Here is a 20,738-nt window from a genome sequence, read left to right on the forward strand (position 1 = left end):
CGTAATGTCTAAAAAGTATTATACATACATTCTAACACATGAAAGAAATCACATCTTTTATGTTGGTGTAACAAATAATATGGAACGAAGAATGAGTGAACATAAGGCAGCAACTTTTGGAACTCATGTTGGACATTATAATATTAAAAAATTAGTTTATTTTGAAGAGCATTCTGATATCAGAATTGCAATTCGAAGAGAAAAGACCATTAAGAAATGGAAAAAAGAATGGAAGAAGAATCAAATAACGGAAATGAATCCTGAGTGGATTGATTTGAGTTTAGGCTGGGATCTTTCCAAATATATTAAGAACTAAAATAATACGAATGCGCAACAAGTGCGCATTGACATACTAAGAAAATGAACACACCATACGTAAAACTAGAAATCAAAAATGAAGTAGGCTACATAGAATTCTTTCATCCTGCTCACAATTCTCTTCCGGGAGATGTATTAGCAAAATTAGCAAACACAATTACTGAAGCAGGCGAAAATGATGCTATAAAGGTAATCGTCCTTAAAAGTGGAGGAGACCGAACATTTTGTGCTGGAGCAAGTTTTACTGAGCTAATAAATATCAATGATGCAGCAACTGGAAAAGTGTTTTTCTCAGGTTTCGTAAACGTAATCAACGCGATGCGTAAATGCCCAAAGTTCATTATTGGACGTATTCAAGGAAAAACTGTTGGAGGTGGAGTAGGACTTGCAGCAGCAACAGATTATTGTATGGCAACAAAATTTGCTTCTATTAAGTTAAGCGAGCTAAATATTGGTATTGGACCATTTGTTGTCGGGCCAGCAATAGAACGTAAAATGGGATTAAGCGCTATGTCGCAAATCGCAATTGACGCAAATACATTTTATCCTGCAGAATGGGTAAAACAAAAAGGTTTATTCACGCAAGTGTATGAAAGTACCGAAGAACTAGATGAGGCAGTAAAAACAACAGCAGAGCATTTATGTACCTATAATACAGAAGCGATGCTAGAAATGAAAAAAGTATTCTGGCAAGGCACAGACCATTGGGATACTTTATTAGCAGAACGTGCAGCAACAAGTGGAAAACTAGTTTTGAGTGAGTTCACTAAAGAAAAATTAAAAGGATTTAAATAAAAATTTCATTGCGAGGACGAAAAACGTGGTAATCTCTTGATGAGATTCTTCGCTTCGCTCTGAATGATAAACTCGAGAAAAAAATGGCAATATATTCATTCAAAGGTTACACACCAGTAGTACATAAATCAAGTTTCGTACATCCGCTTGCGGCAGTAACAGGAAATGTCATTATTGGTAAAAACTGTTATATTGGTCCGGGAGCAGCCATTCGTGGAGATTGGGGACAAATTATTTTAGAAGATGGAGTAAATATTCAAGAGAATTGTACAGTGCATATGTTTCCAGGTAAGTCCATCACACTAAAAGAAAGTGCACATGTGGGACATGGAGCGATAATTCATGGTGCAAATTTGGGTAGAAATTGCCTAATTGGTATGAATACTGTTATTATGGACGATTCCGAAATTGGTGACGAATGTATTATAGGAGCTATGTCGTTTGTAAAAGCAGAAACAAAAATCCCGTATCGAAGTTTAGTGGTTGGAAATCCTGCAAAAATAATTCGTGGTGTTACTGACGAAATGATAGACTGGAAAACAAAAGGCACACAGTTGTACCAACAATTACCAGCAGATTGTCACGAGAGTTTACGAGAAGTTGAACCATTAAGAGAAGTGCCGGAAAACATGAAAATTCAAGATGATGTTTATAAAACACTTCGAGAAACGTTTAAGAAGTAACATTGTAAAGATTGTCCCCTTGAGGGGACTTTAGGGGTGTTTTCGAAAAACAAACGAGATTTAAAAACACATGGACTCTTAGTCTCAAATGAGCTATTCTACAAAACCCTGCTCAAATCAATCTCATTAGTTTCTTTACTCGTAGACAAAGCAATCAAGCTTTGTACATTCCCTAAATATGGAAGAAGCGTTAATTTTGAAATGATAAACGTTTCATAAGCTTCAATATCCTCTACAACTAGTTTTAATAAATAGTCAAAATTTCCACTGACGCGATGGCATTCTACAACTTCAGGAAAGTTGTTGATTTCCTTTACAAACTTTTCTAAATAACTTCGCGTATGACCTTGCAAAGTGATTCCTATAAAAACAGTCAGCTTTAAACCTATTTTCTTATTGTTTAAAACAGCGACATATTTTTCAATATACCCTTCCTTTTCTAATTTTTTTATACGTTCAAATATTGGTGAAGTGCTCATGCCGAGTTCCTCAGCAATACTTTTTGTTGTTCGATTGCTATTCTTTTGTAGTATAACTAACAGTTGTGTGTCTATTTTATCGAGTGTATGTGGCATGAGAAAATTAGTTGCTTTAAAGCGGTAAATTTAATGATTAAAAGTCTAATAATCTGTAATGGTGTTTATTTTAAGAATAATATCCTTTTCAATGGTAAATTAAAAGATTTTAACAATTGTATAATTCAATATGCATTATCTTTAATTCTTATATTTCTAAACTACGATAACTTGAAGAATTTCGAATTAAAGATGCCTAAAATGGGCGAAAGTATAACCGAAGGCACCATTATCAATTGGTTAATTTCTGAAGGAGACTCTTTCGAAGAAGGAGATATTATACTTGAAGTCGCTACAGATAAAGTAGATAACGAAGTGCCAGCACCAGCAGCAGGAACTTTAATTAAAACCATGTTTCAAGCAAAAGATGTCGTTCCAGTAGGAGAAGTTCTTGCGATTTTAGAAGTTTCAGAAGTGAAGAAATCGAAATTACAAAATGAACTTAAAGCTGCAAGTTCGAGCGCTGCTGAGAATAAGGTAAAGTCTAAAAGACCAAAGCCAGTACAGCAGGCTTCCAACTCGAGTTCTACTTCATTTTCAACATCAAACGCAAACACCTTCTTTTCGCCATTAATCATCAAAATAGCAAAAGAGCATCACATCAGTTTTGAAGAATTAGCACGAATTCCTGCAACAGGAAATGAAGGCAGACTTCGTAAAAGCGATGTGTTTCAATATATAGATGAAGGACGACCATATAAATTCGCACAACCAGTAGCCGAAAAAGATCCAACAGCCTATAGAATTCCACAATTACAGTTCGATAAAGGCAAAGGGAAAGTCATCGAAATGGACAGAATGCGTCAAATGATTGCGGACCATATGGTGTATTCAAAACATACATCACCACATGTTACTGCTTACGTTGAAGCCGATTTAACAAACATGGTCAACTGGCGAAATGCTAACAAAGCAGCTTTTCAAGAAAAACACGGCGAACGCTTAACCTTTACACCACTATTTGTAGAAGCCGTAGCCAAAGCTGTTAAAGATTTTCCGAATATTAATGCCTCAGTCGATGGTAATAACATCATCGTTAAAGCAGATATAAACATTGGTATGGCAACAGCTTTACCAAGCGGAAATTTAATTGTTCCTGTAGTAAAAAATGCAGACACTAAAGATTTAAAAACCATTGCAGCTAACGTAAATGAATTAGCTGGAAAAGCAAGGGAAAATAAATTAGCAGGCGACGATATTAAAGGTAGCACCTTCACAATATCAAACGTTGGAACATTTGGTAGCGTCATGGGAACACCAATAATTAACCAACCAGAGGTTGCCATTTTAGCGTTAGGAATTATAAAAAAACGACCAGAAGTCATCGAAACCGAAAATGGAGATGAAATAGCTATCAGAAGCATGATGTACTTATCGCTTTCTTTCGATCATCGCGTAGTAGACGGATTCTTAGGAGGAAGTTTTGTAAGAAGAGTAGCAGATTATTTCGAACAATTTGATACTAATAGAGAAATATAAATCATTTGTCATTCCTGCGAAGGCAGGAATCCACTATGAAATAATAAATTAAATAGGTTCCTGCCTACGCAGGAATGACAGCAAATTATGAGCCACAACATATCTATACAAAAAGTAACCGAATCTAAAGTCTCAAACATAGACTTCAACAACATACCATTAGGTACAACATTCACAGACCACATGTTTATTTGTGATTATAACAATGGTGTTTGGGAAAACCCAAGAATAGAACCAATGGGAATGATTCCTACACATCCAGCAGCCATGGCTTTGCATTACGGACAAGCCATTTTCGAAGGCATGAAAGCCACTGTAGATGCTAACGGAAATCCTATGCTTTTCAGGCCATCAAAAAATGCAGAACGGTTAAATTTTAGCGCAGACCGAATGGGAATGCCTCATTTTCCAGAAGATTTATTCGTAGAAGGCTTAAAACAACTAGTTGCAATAGAACAAAATTGGATTCCACCAATGGACGGAAGTGCACTCTATTTAAGACCATTTATGTATGCCGACGAAGCCTTTATAGGTATGCGCGCAGCAACACATTACAAGTTTGTAATCATGGCATCACCAGCTGGTCCATTTTTTACTAAACGTATAAAACTATGGGCAGAAAATAAATATATACGTGCAGCCTCAGGCGGAACAGGAGAAGCAAAAGCAGCAGGTAATTACGCAGCAGCCATTCGTCCAACAGAATTAGCAAAAGCCAAAGGGTACGACCAAGTATTGTGGCTAGATGCGGTAGAGCACAACTATATCCAAGAAGTAGGAACCATGAATATTTTCTTTAAAGTCAGCGGAAAATTTATCACGCCAAAACGCGATGGTTCCATTTTAGATGGTATTACCAGAATGAGCGTTATAGATATTTTAAGAGACAAAGGTTGCGAGGTTACAGAACGCGCTATAACTATTCAAGAAATCCGAGATGCTTCAATTGACGGTACATTAGAAGAAGCTTTCGGAACAGGAACAGCCGTTGGTATTGCTTATATTCAAGAAATTGCAATGGGCGAAACAATAATTCATGTATCAGATAAAAGTCCAGTTGGTTTAGAAGTTAACAATACTCTAAACGCTATCAAAACAGGTAAAATTGAAGATAAATTTAATTGGATGATTAAAATTGAAAACCAATTAGCTTAAAGTAATTTGGGCGTTACCACACGGGTCGGGCTTTCGGCAGTCGCTTTTTTTGAGAAAAACAAAAAAGAGCTTCAACAAATGCCTCAACTGCGAAGCAATCACGAGTTCATATTTATTAAATAAGAATGAACGAGTAATCCCTAACGCAAAAACACCCCTAAAGTCCCCTCAAGGGGACAATAGTTCTAAGATTATTCAAGGATTGTCCCCTTGAGGGGACTTTAAGGGTGTAGAAGTAGAAAGTAAGTTTAACTAATGAGATTCCCACTTTCGTGGGAAATGAATATGAAAAAAGAAACACTAAAAAAAGGATTTTCAAAACTCTGCACAGCAAAAGCAATGGCAGAATTATACGAAACTAATTTTAAACATGTATCTAAATACGTACACGCCACATCTCGTGGACATGAAGCCATTCAAATCGCTTTAGGTTTACAATTATTACCTCAAGATTATGCATTTCCGTACTATAGAGACGATGCTATGCTATTATCATTTGGTTTAGAACCTTACGATTTAATGTTGCAATTATTAGCCAAAAAAGACGACCCATTTTCTGGAGGAAGAACCTATTATTCACATCCAAGTTTAAAGGACGACGATAAGCCAAAAATACCGCATCAATCCTCTGCAACAGGAATGCAAACCATTCCGGCAACAGGCGTTGCCATGGGAATGCAGTATAAAGAATTACAAGGTTTAGACGATTATAGTTTAGAATCTGACCCTGTCAGTTCGGGAGCAGTCGAGAACGCTCTAAAACCAATTACCGTTTGTAGTTTAGGAGACGCCTCAGTAACCGAAGGAGAAATAGCAGAAGCGTTTCAAATGGCAGCTTTAAAGCAAATGCCAATCTTATATTTAGTACAAGATAATGGTTGGGATATTAGTGCCAATGCAGCAGAAACAAGAGCACAAAATGCTTTTGAATACGCAGCAGGATTTAAAGGTTTAGACGCTATCTCAATAGATGGAGCCAATTTTACAGAAAGCTATGACGCCTTAGAAAAAGTCATAGAAACCATTCGTACAGAGCGAAGACCATTTTTAGTGCACGCCAAAGTACCATTATTAAATCATCATACATCTGGTGTAAGAATGGAATGGTATCGCGATGATTTAGAAGAAGCACGTTCTCGTGATCCTTATCCGGTTATTAAACAACAATTACTAGATGCTGGATTTTCAGAACAAGACGTTTTAGACATTGAAAATTCCGCGAAAGCAAAAGTACAATCAGATTTTGAAAGAGCATTATTAGCCGAAGATCCAAAACCTGAGGATTTATTTACAAACGATTTTGTACCAACACCAATTACAGAAGAGAAAGGAACACGCTCACCAGAAGGCGCAGAAAAGGTAGTGATGGTAGATTGCGCTTTATTCGCCGTAGAAGAACTTATGAAAAAGCATAAAGAATGTTTACTTTACGGACAAGATGTTGGTGGGAGATTAGGAGGTGTTTTTAGAGAAGCAGCAACATTAGCGCAAAAATTTGGAGATGATCGCGTTTTTAATACACCAATACAAGAAGCCTTTATTGTCGGTTCAACAGTCGGAATGAGTGCCGTTGGATTAAAACCAATTGTAGAGGTTCAGTTTGCCGATTATATTTGGCCTGGCTTAAATCAGTTATATACAGAAGTCAGTAGAAGTTGCTATTTGTCTAACGGTAAATGGCCAGTTAGCATGATTCTTCGCGTACCAATTGGTGCTTATGGAAGTGGTGGACCTTATCATTCATCTTCGGTTGAATCTGTAATAACAAATATTAGAGGTATAAAAATTGCCTATCCAAGTAATGGTGCTGATTTAAAAGGGTTGATGAAAGCGGCTTATTACGATCCTAATCCTGTAGTTATTTTAGAGCATAAAGGTTTGTATTGGTCTAAAGTACCAGGAACACAAGGTGCAACATCTGTTGAGCCAAGTGAAGATTATGTTTTACCATTTGGAAAAGCTTGGGTTTTACAAGAAATCTGGAAACAAGAAAATGTAGAAACATTAACTGTTGTGACGTACGGAATGGGAGTACATTGGGCCATGAATGCATCGGAAGAATTAGAGATGCAAGACCAAATTGAAGTCATTGATTTACGTACGTTATTTCCTTTAGACGAAGACACCATTATGAAATCGGTTAAGAAAACAGGAAAGTGTCTTGTTGTAACAGAAGAGCCTTCAAACAATAGTTTTGCAAGAGCCTTATCTGGGAAAATTCAAGAAGAATGCTTTAAACATTTAGATGCGCCAGTAATGACGATTGGTAGTGAAAATATGCCTGCAATTCCTTTAAATTCGACTTTAGAGCAAACGATGATTCCTTCAACAGAAAAAGTGAAAGCTAAAATTGAAGACTTGTTGAATTATTGATTTATTCCAACTTTAAAATTCTACTTTTATTTGAAAGTGTATTGATGCACAACAGTTGATTGTTTAAGACATTATTTTCATTACAAATAATTTTATAGCATTCTATTACTTGATAATTCGCAACGGTTTGAACTACAAAAGGGAGAACACCAGAGGCTTCACAGTTTTCAACTTTTAATAATGAATTAATATTTTGGAATATATGGTGAAAGGGTTTACTGTTTTTATAGTTAAAAACACCGACTTGACCTTCGAATCCTTGGACTCCACCAAAAATCATCGGTTTATTAATAGATTCACAAGTTTTACTAATAGCGTAACGTGCTATATAATTGTCTGTGCAATCAACAATAATATCAGCACTCTTTAAAATGTTAATTCCGTTTTGAGTTGTTATATAATCTTGAATGCATGTGATGTTGAGATCATCAAATATCTCTAATAAAGCATCTTTAGCTGTTTGGACTTTTGATGCTCCGATATGAGACTTCGTAAATAGAATTTGTCGCGCAACATTAGACCGTTCTATATGGTCATTATCAGCTAGTACTAAATTTTGGATTCCTAATCGGGTTAATCCCATAGCAACAGAACAACCTAATCCACCAAGTCCTACAACAGCAATTCTAGAATTTTTTAGCTGATGCATTTTTTCTTTTCCTATACATTTTTCATGTACTTCAAAAAATGAGGTCATTAGCTTCTTTTAATTTGACTTAAAATGGTTGTGTCGGTTATTTTAGTGTCCTCAGCTAGAAGAAAAGCCTTACTTAAAACAATGGATAAACCTTTATCACCTTCAAAAGGAATAAATAATTTGTCAGTTGATTTATTAGGTGATCTAGAAGGCACAATACATAAATATTGATCGTTAGGCTCCATCAAGATATTTCCACTACCAATATGTATTTTGTAGGTTCTTATAGTTCCCTGAACAATTAAAAATTTACCATCAATAGTAGCTTTGTCTTTAATTTTACTTAGCCTTGGAAGTAATCTTTCAAGAATAGATTTTCGGGTTTTTGCAATTTCTGTTAAATCCCCAAATGAATAGGATGTCCAATAATCTCTATGCGTTTGTCTATCTCCATTATTATCTTGCCATTCTGGGTCATTTCCGACACTACATACTCCAACAAACAAATCGACATCGCGCATAATTTCCGAAAAAACAATTTTTGGAACATCAATTAGATTTATGACATGGCCATCAGCATTTTTAAACTTTACTTGATCTGTGGCAACATATAGCCAAATTCCAGCATCGTTATAAGCATCGTGGTCATTGAGTTCATCAATCCAATATTCCGCAGTTATTTGGTGTTCAGGTAAATATTTTGAACACAATTCGTCATCACGCCCATCATCATAAGCTCCCATTAATGAATATTTCCAACCACGAAGTCCCGCAAGGGCATTAAATTGGTGTTGTTTTAAAATATGAGCCGCCATTCTGTTAGAATAGGTTTGCGTATTAATTTCTGCGTCTGTTAAAATATAAAGCTCACGAAAAGCTTGCTTAATAGGTTGTTTTAATTCTAAGTCTATAATTCTGTCTCGCCAAGCTACAATTTCCTTTTCAGTAGCAAATACAGGGTGCCATAGTTGCACGGTACACGTATCATCAATCCAATCAATAATTTCACCATGAGCATTTTGCCATGTATTATCTATCCATAAAACAGAAGTAGATTGTGTTTCATTTTTAATTGTCCAAATAAGTTTTGTTGCAATAGGATTGACTAAACCATGATTTAAATAGTACTTTTTAAAAGAAGGAAAATCCCAACTTCTATTGAGAATAAATTGATTATCAATTCTTTGTTTTTGAGCTGAATATACCTTTTGGATTTCTTTGATTTCCTTACGTAATTCTTTAAGTTGATTGCTTAGCTTTGTAGAGTTTTTAACAGTTGATGGTACAGATTTCATACTCTTACCATCGGGTTTTATCCATTGTTGGTTGACCTTGCTTTCTGTGATAGAAATATTGAGACTATAGTCTTCAAACAAAACAGATTTAATTCCACCTTCTAATTGAAAATCGGGAACAGCCATTTCCTTAAGTTCTTCAACTGAAACGTTATATTTTTTGGCACCTTCTATAAGATACTTGTCAATGCTCTTCTTAACGTTGTTTTGTTTTAGTTTTAATTTTATTCGAGATAAAGCACCTAATCCGTCTTTTCCTCTCATATTGCCCATAACGTAGATGCATGCGTTGCCTATAGCAGCTGCTGCTGGACCAACTCCTGGCATTTTAGTATACGATTTTTCAAGCAGTTTGCTTAATATATGTAATGTTTCTTTATCCGAAAAGGGAGACATTGTCCAGATAATGCCTTTAATAAATTGTTTGCTAGGATCGCATAAATATGAATATTGCGTGTACTCTCTTACTTCATTTGAATATGTATAAGTCTCTGTTTTTTCTGAAATAGAATGACTTACAGCAATGGAAAGAATCTCTTGAGCAATTTTTCGATACTTATTTTTTCCAATAGCATTTATTAACTTTTCTGTTTGTGCTTGAAATTTTTTAGAAGGTTTAGAGCTTGTAGCATCATAGGTTAAGAATAATAATTGATGAAGTTCATTTACATTTTCACCACTATGATTAACAATCGCGTTTACTTCGTTTCCAATATCATTTGTTTTTAATATAAACGGGACAAATTCTCCGTCGACTTGTACTATTTTACTCAATTTTGAAACTGATTTCTTAAGATCACTTCCCCAATAACTAGTGGTGGTATCGGTAAGACTATTCCATTCCAACATGCTTTTAATAAAGTTAGATAATTCATCCGATAGTCCTTCTTTTTTAATAGTGCGCTCAATTTGTTGAATAGCGTAGTTTGTTGGAAAATCACTTAGAGAAAAACCATAGGCGTTTCTATTTAAAGCTATAATTTTTTCATTGACTAATTCAAATAGACTTATCCATTCTTTCTCGGTATAATCAAGATTTCTGCGCATTAATCCATTTAATATTGCAAATGCAGTCAAGCGATACCTATAGATATCATTGTCTCTCTTTTTTACTGATTTTTGTTGATTTTCAAATTCTTTGTTGAGGATTTCTTCAATGTAATTGACACTATCTATAATATATTGTTTTTGGTAGGTCTTAGATTCTTTTTTTAAATTCTCATATTCGGAATTTCCAGAAAGATCATTAGAGCTGTAAACATAATTTACTGTAGAATTTATTTTAGTAATAATGTCATCAACATAATTAAATTCTGATGGCGTTATTTTTTTCTTGAAGATATTAAACATGTCTGTTAGATTTATCCACCAACTAATGGTGTTAATTTAATGAATGATACGGTTGTAGATTTATCGACAAGTACTTTTTGATTTACATTTTCTACTTGTTGGTCATCTACTATTAAAATAAAGGCATTAGTATTAAAAGCATCTAAAGCAATATATAATTGTTTTTCAGTATCTATGGATTGGGTCTTTTTATTATTTAATTTGGATTCTAGTTTACTTGGTGTAACTAAGCCATTTTTATAGGATTCTACATTGTTCTCATACCGTGTAATCTCCAATTCTATTCTAGCTTTTATAAGTTCAGAAACTGTAATATATTCTTCATTAAATTTAAGTGTTATCTCATTTAAAATATCACCAGCTGCACTTTCGTCTTGAATTGTTATTGTATTCATAAAAAGGAAATTTATTTGAGAAGTAAGTTATTAAATTTATAATAGAGGTCTATCTTTTTTAGATTAAATTTTAATAGATAGATTTTTATAATTAATTGAAGGGTTTGAATTTCAGTATTAAGCATAAAAAAGCCTATCTAAAAGACAGGCTCTATTCTTAAAAAGATTGTAAGGTATATAATTATATAACTTTTACGTTCACTGCGTTTAATCCTTTTTTTTCTTCTGCTAAATCGAATTCTACATTATCACCTTCTCTAATCTCATCGACTAAACCAGAAATATGTTCAAGAATTTAATGAGTTGGAAGCCATTTCTATTGATGCAGCCAACTTTACGGAAAGTTATGAAGCTATCGAAAAAGCCATAAAAACTATTCAAGAAGATTACTTTAAATATACCGGTAATGATTATTGAAAGCGAGAATATGCCACACAATTCCTTTAAATTCAACTTTAGAATAAACCATGATTCCTTCGACTGAGAAAGTAGAAGCTAAGATAGAAACGATCCTAAAATACTAAAAATTTATTGTTGAATAATTAACTTTTTAGCTCGTTTCGTATTAGTCTCTGATTCTATTAATTCAATAATATACATACCAGCAGTTAATTCTGTGATGTCAATAAATTGACTGGTTTGAGCACTATCTAAAGCATTTGAAAGGATTATTCTTCCATTCACATCGTATAGCTTAAAACTTGTTTGGTTTTGTAATTGACCAATCACTTCAATAGTTCTGTTAGTATTATTAGCATAAACTATTAATTTTTCTAAAGGTTGCTCTACAATATTAAGCTGGTTAGATTCTAGTCTTAAATAAAAACGACCTGTACCAGAAATTTGCTCTAATGGAATAATGGTATAATCTGAATTATTTAGTAATGTTATTTCGTTAGTTAAGGTGTCTTCGAGATATAAATTAACTGTATTTGGAAGTGTTGATTCTAAAATACTAAACGTTAAAGACTCATTTGCATTTGCATGAAGGCCTAATGGAATTACCAAATCTGATAAATCATTTGAATTAAAAGTTTGTAAAGCAATTGGCCTACCAATATTATCTTGTAATAAATTAGAATACAAAGAAAAACTAGGAGGTGTTTCACCCCAAATCTCAGCATCATATCCTGGGTCTAAACCTAAACTTGCATTATCGTTGAAATAAAAATCGGTATGATACTCCTTATCTAAAGCGTTAATTTTTAGTTTCAGGTAGGTGAGGATATTTTCGTTTCGTCCTAAAATAAAATCATCATCATTAGCGACTCTTCTCATACTTGATGTGAAAGCGATGTCTCCAGATGCTTCAGCTTTTACAAAAAAGCCTTGTCCTGGAGCTATTACAGTCGTAGCTGTTGTTGTCGCTAAATTTAAAATTGTCCAACCGTCTGTAGCATAACCATCATAGCCATAAACACCGACAGCATTTTCATTAATTAGACCAGAGTTTGCTAAGTCATTTAAAAAATCTTGAGCATTTATATAACTTGGGTAAGGGTTCCCAATAAGATTCCAATTGTTAGCACCACCAAATACGATAGGAGTATTAACAGAAGTAGTTTCAACATTCCCTGTGAACGAAAAATCAGACCCATCGGTCGATCCCGCTACATAACCAATTCCTGCCGACAATGTATTACTATCTTCGTTTGGTGTATAGTAAACGTAATTTCCAGCTGTTGAATCAAATATTCCAAATAAAAAGGCAGGATTATCATTTAAAGTTCCTGACAAAATATTTGAATTTTCAGCTCTAAAATCCCCAAATGTCTGTCCAGTTACAGGCGCACTTACTAGGTCATTATTAGAAGTAGTTGTTACGGTCTCTGTGGTTCCTGTGGCACTACTTACATGACGTTTGTAAATTACATCACCAGAACTTGTACCTTCTACAATTAAACTAGAATACTTTGACGATATAGATTGGAGAGTAACATTACCATAAGTAACTAAATTTCCATGTACCGTAAGGCTTCCTCCTTCTTTAATAATCACAGATCCATAAATTGATACGGTAAGATCGTTCACTTCTATATTTTCATCTTCATTAATTGTATACGTCCCTCTACCTACATATACATCTACCGTATCTGTTGTTAATGAGGGAACATTGTTATTTTTCCATGAATCGTTACAATAAAGATACGCTTCCGCTGGAAGACTAGAAATACAGTCAGCATCTATAATATCCTTATTTAAAACCTTATTAAAAAGTATTTGGTGACCGTCATCGTTAAGGTGCGCTCCGTCACCATAATCTAAATTATCTAAAATGGTTCCGTCAGTATCAGCAATATCGGTCCAGAAATCAATGGAGTACGTTCCATATGTAGAAATTATAGCATCCCTAACATCAATTTGATCTTGTGTCTGTGTTGCAGATGCAAAATAGCGCGGTTGCGTGGTTGTAATCCATATTGGAACTGCATTAATAACAGCTTCATTGTATAGCGTTGCAAAATTATTTAATTGATCCGCAACAGAGTATCCGTTTGAGGTATCATTTGAAGGTAAATTTACAATAATACCAATAGGGTTGTTTGAAATAGCCTTTGTAATATTTCTTTCAGTATCGATTGTTACTGCGACTTCACTAGGAATTGAAGTGCCTGTTGGTAGCACATGATTTGTTGTATAACCACCTTTTCCGTAATTAATAACATTTATTCTAGTATCATTTTGAAAAAGTGCTTTGGCGTATAGGTTTACCCATGCAAATTCAGGTGAAGACGCTCCAGTACCTTCAGCCGTTGAAGATCCTATAACTACAATATTTCTACTTGTGTTATCACTAGATATCTCAAAAACAGTATCACTTGTATCACTAATTAAGCTAGATGTTGCTCTTACCAAGCAGTTTTCTGAAGGCGTGTTTGGTATCGTCCAACTATAACTATTTGTTGTATATGGAACCGTTGCAATTGCACTCCATGACGCTCCATTATCAATAGAATATTCTAAATCGATGTCTGAACTAAGACTTGTAGAATCCCACATTATTTCAGGTGTTTTACCAACTTGCCAAAACTCATCTCCATTTGGGCTCTTTAATGTTAATGACGTTTGTGGTGTATAATCTAATACCATAGCACCTAAATAGAAAAAACCAGAAGTATTAGTGTTGTTTGGACCTGGTGATACTGTTACTTTTAATGTACCATCTGCCTTAGGACTTATACTAGTTGATACTGTATTATTTTGGTTATTAGCAATATCTAAGAATACTGTTTCTGTTGTTAAACCCTCAATTACGTATTGTGTTTCCTTGTTATCTGTAACTTCATAATCTAATCGAGATGCGTAAATTGTGATGTTAAACACATCATTTGGGTTTAGATCACTAAATTCTATAGCACCAGTTGGTTCTGTTTTTTCTATAAATTCGGTTATGTTTCCAAAAAAGCTATCTGCTGTTGCTGTGCTCGGTAAACCTAAACTAGTGCCAGATGCTGTTGTTCCGTCTTCATTAAAATAATTAAAACTGTCGGTAACAGAAACATCTATTGTAGTTGTAGTTCCTCCTTTATTTATTAGATTATTTACGTTTCCTGTAATAAATGGATCGGTTAAATTATTCCATGGAGTGCTACTTTGATTAGCGCTAGATCCAAAATCTATAAGTAAAGCGTTATCAGAATATACAGGTGTATCAACACTGTATTCTAGCTCAATTACTCCTAGATAGAAATAACCAGAAGCGTTATCGTTATTTGGTCCTGTTGAAACATTTATGGTAATTGTGCCATTAGCTTTAGGATAGAAAGAAGCTGTAGCAACGTTACTTGTATTTTCAGAAGCATCTAAATAAATTGTTTGTGTAGATTGCGCTTCAATTGTATAAGACGTTTCTCTATTGTCGGACACTCCTGTACGTGATGCAAATACTGAAATAGTGTATTGTTTGCCTACAATTAGATTATTAAAAGTTAAAGAACTACTATCGGAAGACATCCCATAAAAACTGTCACTTGTTGCAGACTCTTCAAAATTTAGACTAGCATCTGGCGACGCAGTTCCGCTCGAATTAATTCCTTCAAAAGCATCAACAATTGAGAAACCTATTCCTGTTTCTACACTATTAGAATTTATAAGGTTTCCAATGGTACCTGAAACATCATTTGTTATATTATTCCAAGGGGAAGCACTTTCGTTTGCACCAAGACTTCCAAAATCAATATAAATAGTTTCGGTTTGAGCAGAAATAGAATGTACTGAGAAGCAAAAAAGTAAGAATACAAGGATTCTAACTTTTATAGGAAAAGTTATTTTCATAATAAGTAGGGTTTAATTAAGAAAACTAGATTTTGGGGCTCTAATTCAGGACGAAAGTACTATTTATTTTTGAAACTAAATATATTTTAATTTTCTAATGCCTTTATTATCAAAAGACAGAGCAGGTGCTTTGATAAAGAATTAACACTATTACTTTGTGGTATGTATATGAAAGTAAGAAATTAAGTATGTAAATATTAAGCATAAAAAAGCCTATCTAAAAGACAGGCTCTATTCTTAAAAAGATTGTAAGATATATAATTATATAACTTTTACATTAACTGCGTTTAATCCTTTTTTTCCTTCTGCTAAATCGAATTCTACATTATCTCCTTCTCTAATCTCATCGACTAAACCAGAAATGTGTACAAAATGCTCTTTGTTGTTTCCTTCTTCTGTTATGAATCCAAAACCTTTAGAGTCATTAAAAAATTTTACTGTACCAGTACTCATATTAAAATATATTAAATTAAGTTGCAAATATAATGTAATTAATTGAATTTCAATTAATTTAATGTAGTTATTTTTTATTAGAGTAACTGTTTCTCTTATTAATGTTTATGCGCTTGGAAATCTAAACATTATACTCAGATAAAGGCCTTGTAAATTTTTCAGGATCTGCCGCCAAATGGTAACGAGGATCGTCAATAGCTTCAACTATGACATCTTTAAATTTAGGACTAGCCTTGTAAAGTAAAATTTTACAATCTTCACTTAAGTGTTTTAATTTTATTGTTTTTCCTTCAGCTTGATATTTTTCAACGATATTAAAAATAGCTTCAATGGCCGAATGGTCCGAAATACGAGCTTCAACAAAATCAATCTCTACATTGTCTGGATCATTTTTAATATCGAATTTTTCATTAAAAGCGGTAATACTTCCAAAGAATAATGGGCCCCAAATTTCGTAGGTTTTAGTTCCATCATCTTGTATACGCTTACGCGCTCTAATTTTCTTAGCATTTTCCCAAGCAAAGGATAAGGCTGAAATAATCACTCCAACAAATACCGCAATTGCTAAATCAAAGAAAACAGTTACGACTGAAACAATAACAAGTACAACAGCATCAGATATTGGAATCTTTTTCATAATTCGGAAACTAGACCAAGCAAAGGTCTCAATAACCATCATAAACATTACACCGACCAAGGCTGCGATGGGAACTTGTTCAATATACTTATCAGCAAATAAGATAAACGTAAGTAGGGTAATCGCCATCATAACACCAGATAAACGGCCTCTACCACCTGCATTAATATTAATTACGGTTTGTCCTATCATACCACAACCACCAGTCCCACCAAAGATTCCGCTAAGCATATTTCCTGATCCTTGAGCGATACATTCTCTGTTGCCATCTCCTCTAGAATCTGTTAATTCATCTACAAGATTCATAGTCATTAATGTTTCTATCAGCCCAACCGAAGCCGCTAAAAAGGCATAAGGTGCAATAAATTTTAATGTATCTAAGTTAAAAGGTAAATGACTCCAAAGTTCTGCAAGGTTGAGTTTGCTAGATAATTCATCAAACCCGTTTAAACCTGCTCCTCCGCCATCTCTAATAAAGTCTCCAACATTTATGGATTGAAGTCCACTAAAAATGGAAATCAAAGTCACGATTAAAATAGCTGTTAATGCAGCTGGCATTTTTTTAGTTAATTTAGGTAAACCCCAAATTATGAACATGGTTAGCAAAACTAAAGCAATCATGATGTATAGTTTTTGGCCTTCCATTGTAGATTTTACAACTCCGTTATCTCTTACAGAATAAAAGCCATTATCTTTTATGTTAAAAACAACTTGTTTAGTATCTATATCATAAACTTGATTGTCCGCTATAACAAAAACGGTCTCACCTGTACTGATATTTGTAACTGAGTCCTCATTTATTGAAAATATTTTGGTGTCAGAAATTAAATCTTTAACTGAATTATAACTTACATTGTAAACCAGCTCTTTAGATACGGTTTTACGCATGTTTTGTCCGAAAACATCTTTGGTGTTCTCTTTAAACATCCCGAGTTGTGCCAAGAAAATTACAATCGCTAATCCGTTTACAAAGCCTAGCATTACTGGGTGAGGGATTAAACGTACAAATTTACCTAGCTTAAATACCCCTGCTAATATTTGAATGAATCCCATTAAAACTACGGCTGCTAGTAAATAAAAATAACCCATGTTATCCACAGGTGTGTCAAATAATAAACCTTTAGCATGTCCTTCTTGAATCATGTGAACAAATATAACAGCAACAGCTCCTGCAGCTCCAGAGATTAAACCAGGTCTTCCTCCAAAAAGTGCGGATATAATTCCAATTATAAAGGCGCCGAAGAGGGCTACAATTGGGCTAATTTGAGCGACAAATGCAAAGGCAACAACTTCAGGAATCATTGCTAAGGATACCGTAACTCCAGCTAGAATATCATTTTTAGGGTTTTGAGTAAAGTTTTTTAGGGTGTTTTTCCCAAATTTCATAGTATATACTTTTAAAAGTCGGCAAAGATAGATTATTTAGATTTAAGGTCTCATGTTATAGAATTTAGGAAACAAAAAAAAAAGCACTAGTATAAAACTAGTGCTTTTTTTTATGTAATAAAAGTTGTTATTGCTCTGGAGGAAACTGTACCAACATTTTAGATACAAATTCTTTTATACGAGCCTCTTTCTTTTCAGCATTACTAGAATTTAGATTTCCAGTGCCAGAACCTTGCCAGATTAACTCTTTCTTATTGGTATCAATAAGATCTATAAATAGCATACCTTCAGTAGTGGTGGTTACTTGGTTATTATTCCAGCCTGATCTCCAGCCCCAGCCACCATAGCCTCCCCAACCCCAAGCTCCATTGCCCCAAGCATTGTTGTAAACGTCAACACGTTGGTTAGATTTGGTAAATATGCTTACTAGCATATCTGGATTTTCTGATTTTGTATAGCCTTTAGCCATTAGTTCTGCTTCAATAGCTCTTAAAATTCTTCGCTTATCAATGTCGTTGATTTCTGCTTTGTCAATTCCAGGTTTGAAAAAAGCAAAAGTTTTGTAAGTGTCAAAATTGGCTTCTCTATCGTAATCAGCAGCAACTTTAACTGAGCTGCAAGATGCTAATCCTATTAATAAAAGAAACATTGGAGTGAATTTGAGTAGTTTTTTCATAATGGCTTTGTTTTTAAAGTTAAACGTTATTAAATAAGCTGTCATCAACGAAATTTGGCAAGGTTACTTTTAAGTTAGGTTCAATTTCCATAGCGCGTTTTATAGCAAAAACGGCTCCTTCATTTCTCGCCCAACTTCGTCTTGAGATACCATTGTTAACATCCCAAAACAGCATTTGTTTTAATCGTTTTGATGCTTCCTTAGTACCATCAAGAACCATACCAAATCCGCCGTTTATTGCTTCGCCCCATCCGACGCCTCCTCCGTTATGGATACTTACCCAAGTAGCTCCTCTGAAGCTGTCTCCAATAACATTGTGAATGGCCATATCTGCTGTAAAGCGTGAGCCATCATAAATATTGCTCGTTTCTCGATAAGGGGAATCGGTTCCTGAAACATCGTGATGATCTCTACCTAAAACAACAGTTCCAATCTCTCCATCGTTAATGGCTTTGTTGAATGCTTCTGCGATTTTCATTCTTCCTTCCGCATCTGCATATAAGATTCTTGCTTGCGATCCTACAACGAGTTTATTGTCTTGAGCTCCTTTGATCCATTGGATATTATCAGCCATTTGTTGCTGAATTTCTAAAGGTGAATTCTTTTTAATGTCTTCTAAAACTTTACAAGCAATTTCATCTGTTTTCGCTAAATCTTCAGGTTTGCCAGAAGCGCAAACCCAACGGAAAGGTCCAAAACCATAATCAAAACACATTGGGCCCATAATATCTTGAACATAACTGGGGTATCTAAAATCAATACCATTATCAGCCATAATATCCGCTCCAGCGCGTGATGCTTCTAGTAAAAAGGCGTTACCATAATCGAAGAAATAAGTGCCTTTTGCTGTGTGTTTGTTTATGGTCTTGGTATGACGACGTAAGGTTTCTTGAACTTTCTCTTTAAATAATTCTGGATGATTCGCCATCATGTCGTTAGCATCTTCAAAAGAAATATCTACAGGGTAATAGCCACCAGCCCAAGGATTGTGTAATGATGTTTGGTCACTACCAAGGTCGATATGAATATTTGCTTCGTCAAATTTTTCCCAGACATCGACGATGTTTCCTAAATAGGCGATTGATATCGTTTCTTTTTCGGCTTTGGCTTTATTCACCCGATTAACGAGTTGGTCTAAATTCGTTATTTTTTCATCAATCCAACCTTGATCTAATCTTACTTGCGTGATTTTTGGGTTTACTTCAGCGCAAACTGTGATACAACCAGCAATGTTTCCTGCTTTTGGTTGCGCTCCAGACATACCGCCTAATCCAGAGGTGACGAATAGATTGCCTTTTGGAGCTTTTTTTATTTTTCTAAAACCATTGAGAACAGTAATAGTGGTGCCGTGTACGATGCCTTGTGGTCCAATATACATGTAGCTTCCGGCAGTCATTTGTCCGTATTGTGTAACCCCTAAAGCGTTAAACTTCTCCCAATCGTCAGGCTTAGAATAATTGGGAATCATCATACCATTGGTGACTATAACTCTTGGGGCTTCTTTATGTGAAGGGAATAATCCCATGGGATGACCAGAATACATGGTTAAAGTTTGCTCATCACTCATTTCTGCCAAATATTTCATAGTTAAGCGGTATTGTGCCCAATTTGAAAACACACCTCCATTGCCGCCATAAGTTATTAATTCGTGTGGATGTTGTGCCACAGCATAGTCTAAATTATTCTGAATCATAAGCATTATTGCAGCTGCTTGAGTTGACTTTGCAGGATATTCAGAAATAGGTCTGGCATACATTTTATAATCTGGTCGTAGACGATACATATAAATTCGTCCATAAGTATCTAGCTCGTGTTTGAACTCAGGTAATAACGTTTTATGATCTTTTTTGTCAAAATAGCGTAAGGCATTTCTAAGTGCTAATTTTTCTTCCTCCGCAGAAAGAATCGCTTTACGTTTGGGTGCATGATTTATGGAAGCGTCATAAGGCTTTGGGGCTGGTAATATATTTGGAATGCCTTCTAGTATTTGGTCTTTAAAAGAGAGTTTTGTAGTCTGCATTACTTTTGTTTTAATGTGTTTTTATTGAATCCATATGGGCAATGTCTGCAGCCGCTTTCGCAGCAATAACCACGTTTCAAATGGTATTGTTCTGTGAAACAGCGATAGCCTTCAGGTGTTAAATAGTAGTCTCCGTCTTCAATTGGAACGTATTTCTTCATAGTTAATGCCAAATAAACTTTAAAATGATGGGTTAAATTAGTTTCTATTCCCTTTATATTTTAATTTAAAATAAA

16 protein-coding genes and 1 pseudogene are annotated in these 20,738 nt (G+C 34.6%); 6 read left to right on the forward strand and 11 right to left on the reverse strand.

Going from position 1 to position 20,738, the window contains the following annotated elements; translation table 11 throughout:
• Nucleotides 1-4: 4 nt before the first annotated feature.
• From HM992_RS06595 to HM992_RS06605, 3 genes are all read left to right on the forward strand, one after another.
• Nucleotides 5-316, forward strand: a complete 312-nt coding sequence (locus HM992_RS06595) for a GIY-YIG nuclease family protein (protein WP_178985807.1) — start codon at nucleotides 5-7, stop codon at nucleotides 314-316.
• Between the two features lie 44 nt (nucleotides 317-360).
• Entirely contained in the window at nucleotides 361-1,113 is a 753-nt protein-coding gene (locus tag HM992_RS06600) for an enoyl-CoA hydratase/isomerase family protein (RefSeq protein ID WP_179319131.1), read from the forward strand.
• Nucleotides 1,114-1,196: 83 nt separating this feature from the next.
• Nucleotides 1,197-1,796, forward strand: coding sequence for an acyltransferase (locus tag HM992_RS06605; RefSeq protein WP_179319132.1), 600 nt, complete (start codon nucleotides 1,197-1,199; stop codon nucleotides 1,794-1,796).
• A gap of 98 nt (nucleotides 1,797-1,894) precedes the next feature.
• Here HM992_RS06605 and HM992_RS06610 read toward each other — a convergent pair whose 3' ends face one another.
• The gene (locus HM992_RS06610) at nucleotides 1,895-2,371 is read right to left on the reverse strand and encodes an Lrp/AsnC family transcriptional regulator (RefSeq protein ID WP_179319133.1); all 477 of its coding nucleotides are present in this window, start codon (nucleotides 2,369-2,371) and stop codon (nucleotides 1,895-1,897) included.
• Between the two features lie 201 nt (nucleotides 2,372-2,572).
• Between HM992_RS06610 and HM992_RS06615 the strand changes: the two genes are divergently transcribed.
• The 3 genes from HM992_RS06615 to HM992_RS06625 all read left to right on the forward strand — a co-directional run bounded on the left by HM992_RS06615 (nucleotide 2,573) and on the right by HM992_RS06625 (nucleotide 7,378).
• Nucleotides 2,573-3,850, forward strand: coding sequence for a dihydrolipoamide acetyltransferase family protein (locus HM992_RS06615; RefSeq protein ID WP_229720543.1), 1,278 nt, complete (start codon nucleotides 2,573-2,575; stop codon nucleotides 3,848-3,850).
• Between the two features lie 87 nt (nucleotides 3,851-3,937).
• Nucleotides 3,938-5,005, forward strand: a complete 1,068-nt coding sequence (locus HM992_RS06620) for a branched-chain amino acid aminotransferase (RefSeq protein WP_179319134.1) — start codon at nucleotides 3,938-3,940, stop codon at nucleotides 5,003-5,005.
• Between the two features lie 279 nt (nucleotides 5,006-5,284).
• Complete coding sequence (locus HM992_RS06625; RefSeq protein ID WP_179321047.1) at nucleotides 5,285-7,378, forward strand: alpha-ketoacid dehydrogenase subunit alpha/beta; 2,094 nt, start codon at nucleotides 5,285-5,287, stop codon at nucleotides 7,376-7,378.
• Nucleotide 7,379: 1 nt separating this feature from the next.
• On the opposite strand, the gene HM992_RS06630 is transcribed toward HM992_RS06625, so the two are convergent.
• The 10 genes and pseudogenes from HM992_RS06630 to HM992_RS06675 all read right to left on the reverse strand — a co-directional run bounded on the left by HM992_RS06630 (nucleotide 7,380) and on the right by HM992_RS06675 (nucleotide 20,663).
• The gene (locus HM992_RS06630) at nucleotides 7,380-8,075 is read right to left on the reverse strand and encodes a HesA/MoeB/ThiF family protein (RefSeq protein ID WP_179319135.1); all 696 of its coding nucleotides are present in this window, start codon (nucleotides 8,073-8,075) and stop codon (nucleotides 7,380-7,382) included.
• Complete coding sequence (locus tag HM992_RS06635; RefSeq protein WP_179319136.1) at nucleotides 8,075-10,660, reverse strand: DUF4132 domain-containing protein; 2,586 nt, start codon at nucleotides 10,658-10,660, stop codon at nucleotides 8,075-8,077. Before HM992_RS06635 ends, HM992_RS06630 begins: the two co-directional genes overlap by 1 nt.
• A gap of 11 nt (nucleotides 10,661-10,671) precedes the next feature.
• Complete coding sequence (locus tag HM992_RS06640) at nucleotides 10,672-11,055, reverse strand: hypothetical protein (RefSeq protein ID WP_178985800.1); 384 nt, start codon at nucleotides 11,053-11,055, stop codon at nucleotides 10,672-10,674.
• 181 nt (nucleotides 11,056-11,236) lie between these two features.
• Nucleotides 11,237-11,341 (reverse strand): annotated as a pseudogene (locus HM992_RS19830) (cold-shock protein); the annotation flags it as partial.
• Between the two features lie 242 nt (nucleotides 11,342-11,583).
• A complete protein-coding gene (locus tag HM992_RS06650; protein ID WP_179319137.1) occupies nucleotides 11,584-15,330 on the reverse strand; it encodes a GDSL-type esterase/lipase family protein in 3,747 nt (1,248 codons plus the stop codon).
• Between the two features lie 261 nt (nucleotides 15,331-15,591).
• On the reverse strand, nucleotides 15,592-15,783 hold the full coding sequence (locus tag HM992_RS06655; RefSeq protein WP_020895249.1) for a cold-shock protein: 192 nt from the start codon (nucleotides 15,781-15,783) through the stop codon (nucleotides 15,592-15,594).
• 121 nt (nucleotides 15,784-15,904) lie between these two features.
• Entirely contained in the window at nucleotides 15,905-17,806 is a 1,902-nt protein-coding gene (locus HM992_RS06660) for a SulP family inorganic anion transporter (RefSeq protein ID WP_179319138.1), read from the reverse strand.
• A 127-nt stretch (nucleotides 17,807-17,933) separates the two neighbouring features.
• On the reverse strand, nucleotides 17,934-18,482 hold the full coding sequence (locus tag HM992_RS06665; RefSeq protein ID WP_178985798.1) for a DUF4136 domain-containing protein: 549 nt from the start codon (nucleotides 18,480-18,482) through the stop codon (nucleotides 17,934-17,936).
• Nucleotides 18,483-18,501: 19 nt separating this feature from the next.
• A complete protein-coding gene (locus HM992_RS06670; RefSeq protein WP_179319139.1) occupies nucleotides 18,502-20,502 on the reverse strand; it encodes a urocanate hydratase in 2,001 nt (666 codons plus the stop codon).
• Nucleotides 20,502-20,663 (reverse strand): DUF5522 domain-containing protein, encoded by a 162-nt coding sequence (locus HM992_RS06675; RefSeq protein WP_170137065.1) that lies wholly within the window; start codon nucleotides 20,661-20,663, stop codon nucleotides 20,502-20,504. The genes HM992_RS06670 and HM992_RS06675 overlap by 1 nt, the downstream gene beginning before the upstream one ends.
• Between the last annotated feature and the right edge of the window lie 75 nt (nucleotides 20,664-20,738).

This window comes from Winogradskyella helgolandensis (assembly GCF_013404085.1).
In the GTDB taxonomy this organism is placed as follows: domain Bacteria; phylum Bacteroidota; class Bacteroidia; order Flavobacteriales; family Flavobacteriaceae; genus Winogradskyella; species Winogradskyella helgolandensis.

What these genes read in the sequence shown, in the direction of transcription:
- HM992_RS06635 (WP_179319136.1), bottom strand. Translation starts at nt 10,660, where the DNA reads ATGTTTAATATCTTCAAGAAAAAAATAACGCCATCAGAATTTAATTAT.
- HM992_RS06660 (WP_179319138.1), bottom strand. Translation starts at nt 17,806, where the DNA reads ATGAAATTTGGGAAAAACACCCTAAAAAACTTTACTCAAAACCCTAAA.
- HM992_RS06595 (WP_178985807.1), top strand. Translation starts at nt 5, where the DNA reads ATGTCTAAAAAGTATTATACATACATTCTAACACATGAAAGAAATCAC.
- HM992_RS06675 (WP_170137065.1), bottom strand. Translation starts at nt 20,663, where the DNA reads ATGAAGAAATACGTTCCAATTGAAGACGGAGACTACTATTTAACACCT.
- HM992_RS06665 (WP_178985798.1), bottom strand. Translation starts at nt 18,482, where the DNA reads ATGAAAAAACTACTCAAATTCACTCCAATGTTTCTTTTATTAATAGGA.
- HM992_RS06670 (WP_179319139.1), bottom strand. Translation starts at nt 20,502, where the DNA reads ATGCAGACTACAAAACTCTCTTTTAAAGACCAAATACTAGAAGGCATT.
- HM992_RS06600 (WP_179319131.1), top strand. Translation starts at nt 361, where the DNA reads ATGAACACACCATACGTAAAACTAGAAATCAAAAATGAAGTAGGCTAC.
- HM992_RS06615 (WP_229720543.1), top strand. Translation starts at nt 2,573, where the DNA reads ATGGGCGAAAGTATAACCGAAGGCACCATTATCAATTGGTTAATTTCT.
- HM992_RS06620 (WP_179319134.1), top strand. Translation starts at nt 3,938, where the DNA reads ATGAGCCACAACATATCTATACAAAAAGTAACCGAATCTAAAGTCTCA.
- HM992_RS06655 (WP_020895249.1), bottom strand. Translation starts at nt 15,783, where the DNA reads ATGAGTACTGGTACAGTAAAATTTTTTAATGACTCTAAAGGTTTTGGA.
- HM992_RS06605 (WP_179319132.1), top strand. Translation starts at nt 1,197, where the DNA reads ATGGCAATATATTCATTCAAAGGTTACACACCAGTAGTACATAAATCA.
- HM992_RS06650 (WP_179319137.1), bottom strand. Translation starts at nt 15,330, where the DNA reads ATGAAAATAACTTTTCCTATAAAAGTTAGAATCCTTGTATTCTTACTT.
- HM992_RS06625 (WP_179321047.1), top strand. Translation starts at nt 5,285, where the DNA reads ATGAATATGAAAAAAGAAACACTAAAAAAAGGATTTTCAAAACTCTGC.
- HM992_RS06640 (WP_178985800.1), bottom strand. Translation starts at nt 11,055, where the DNA reads ATGAATACAATAACAATTCAAGACGAAAGTGCAGCTGGTGATATTTTA.
- HM992_RS06610 (WP_179319133.1), bottom strand. Translation starts at nt 2,371, where the DNA reads ATGCCACATACACTCGATAAAATAGACACACAACTGTTAGTTATACTA.
- HM992_RS06630 (WP_179319135.1), bottom strand. Translation starts at nt 8,075, where the DNA reads ATGACCTCATTTTTTGAAGTACATGAAAAATGTATAGGAAAAGAAAAA.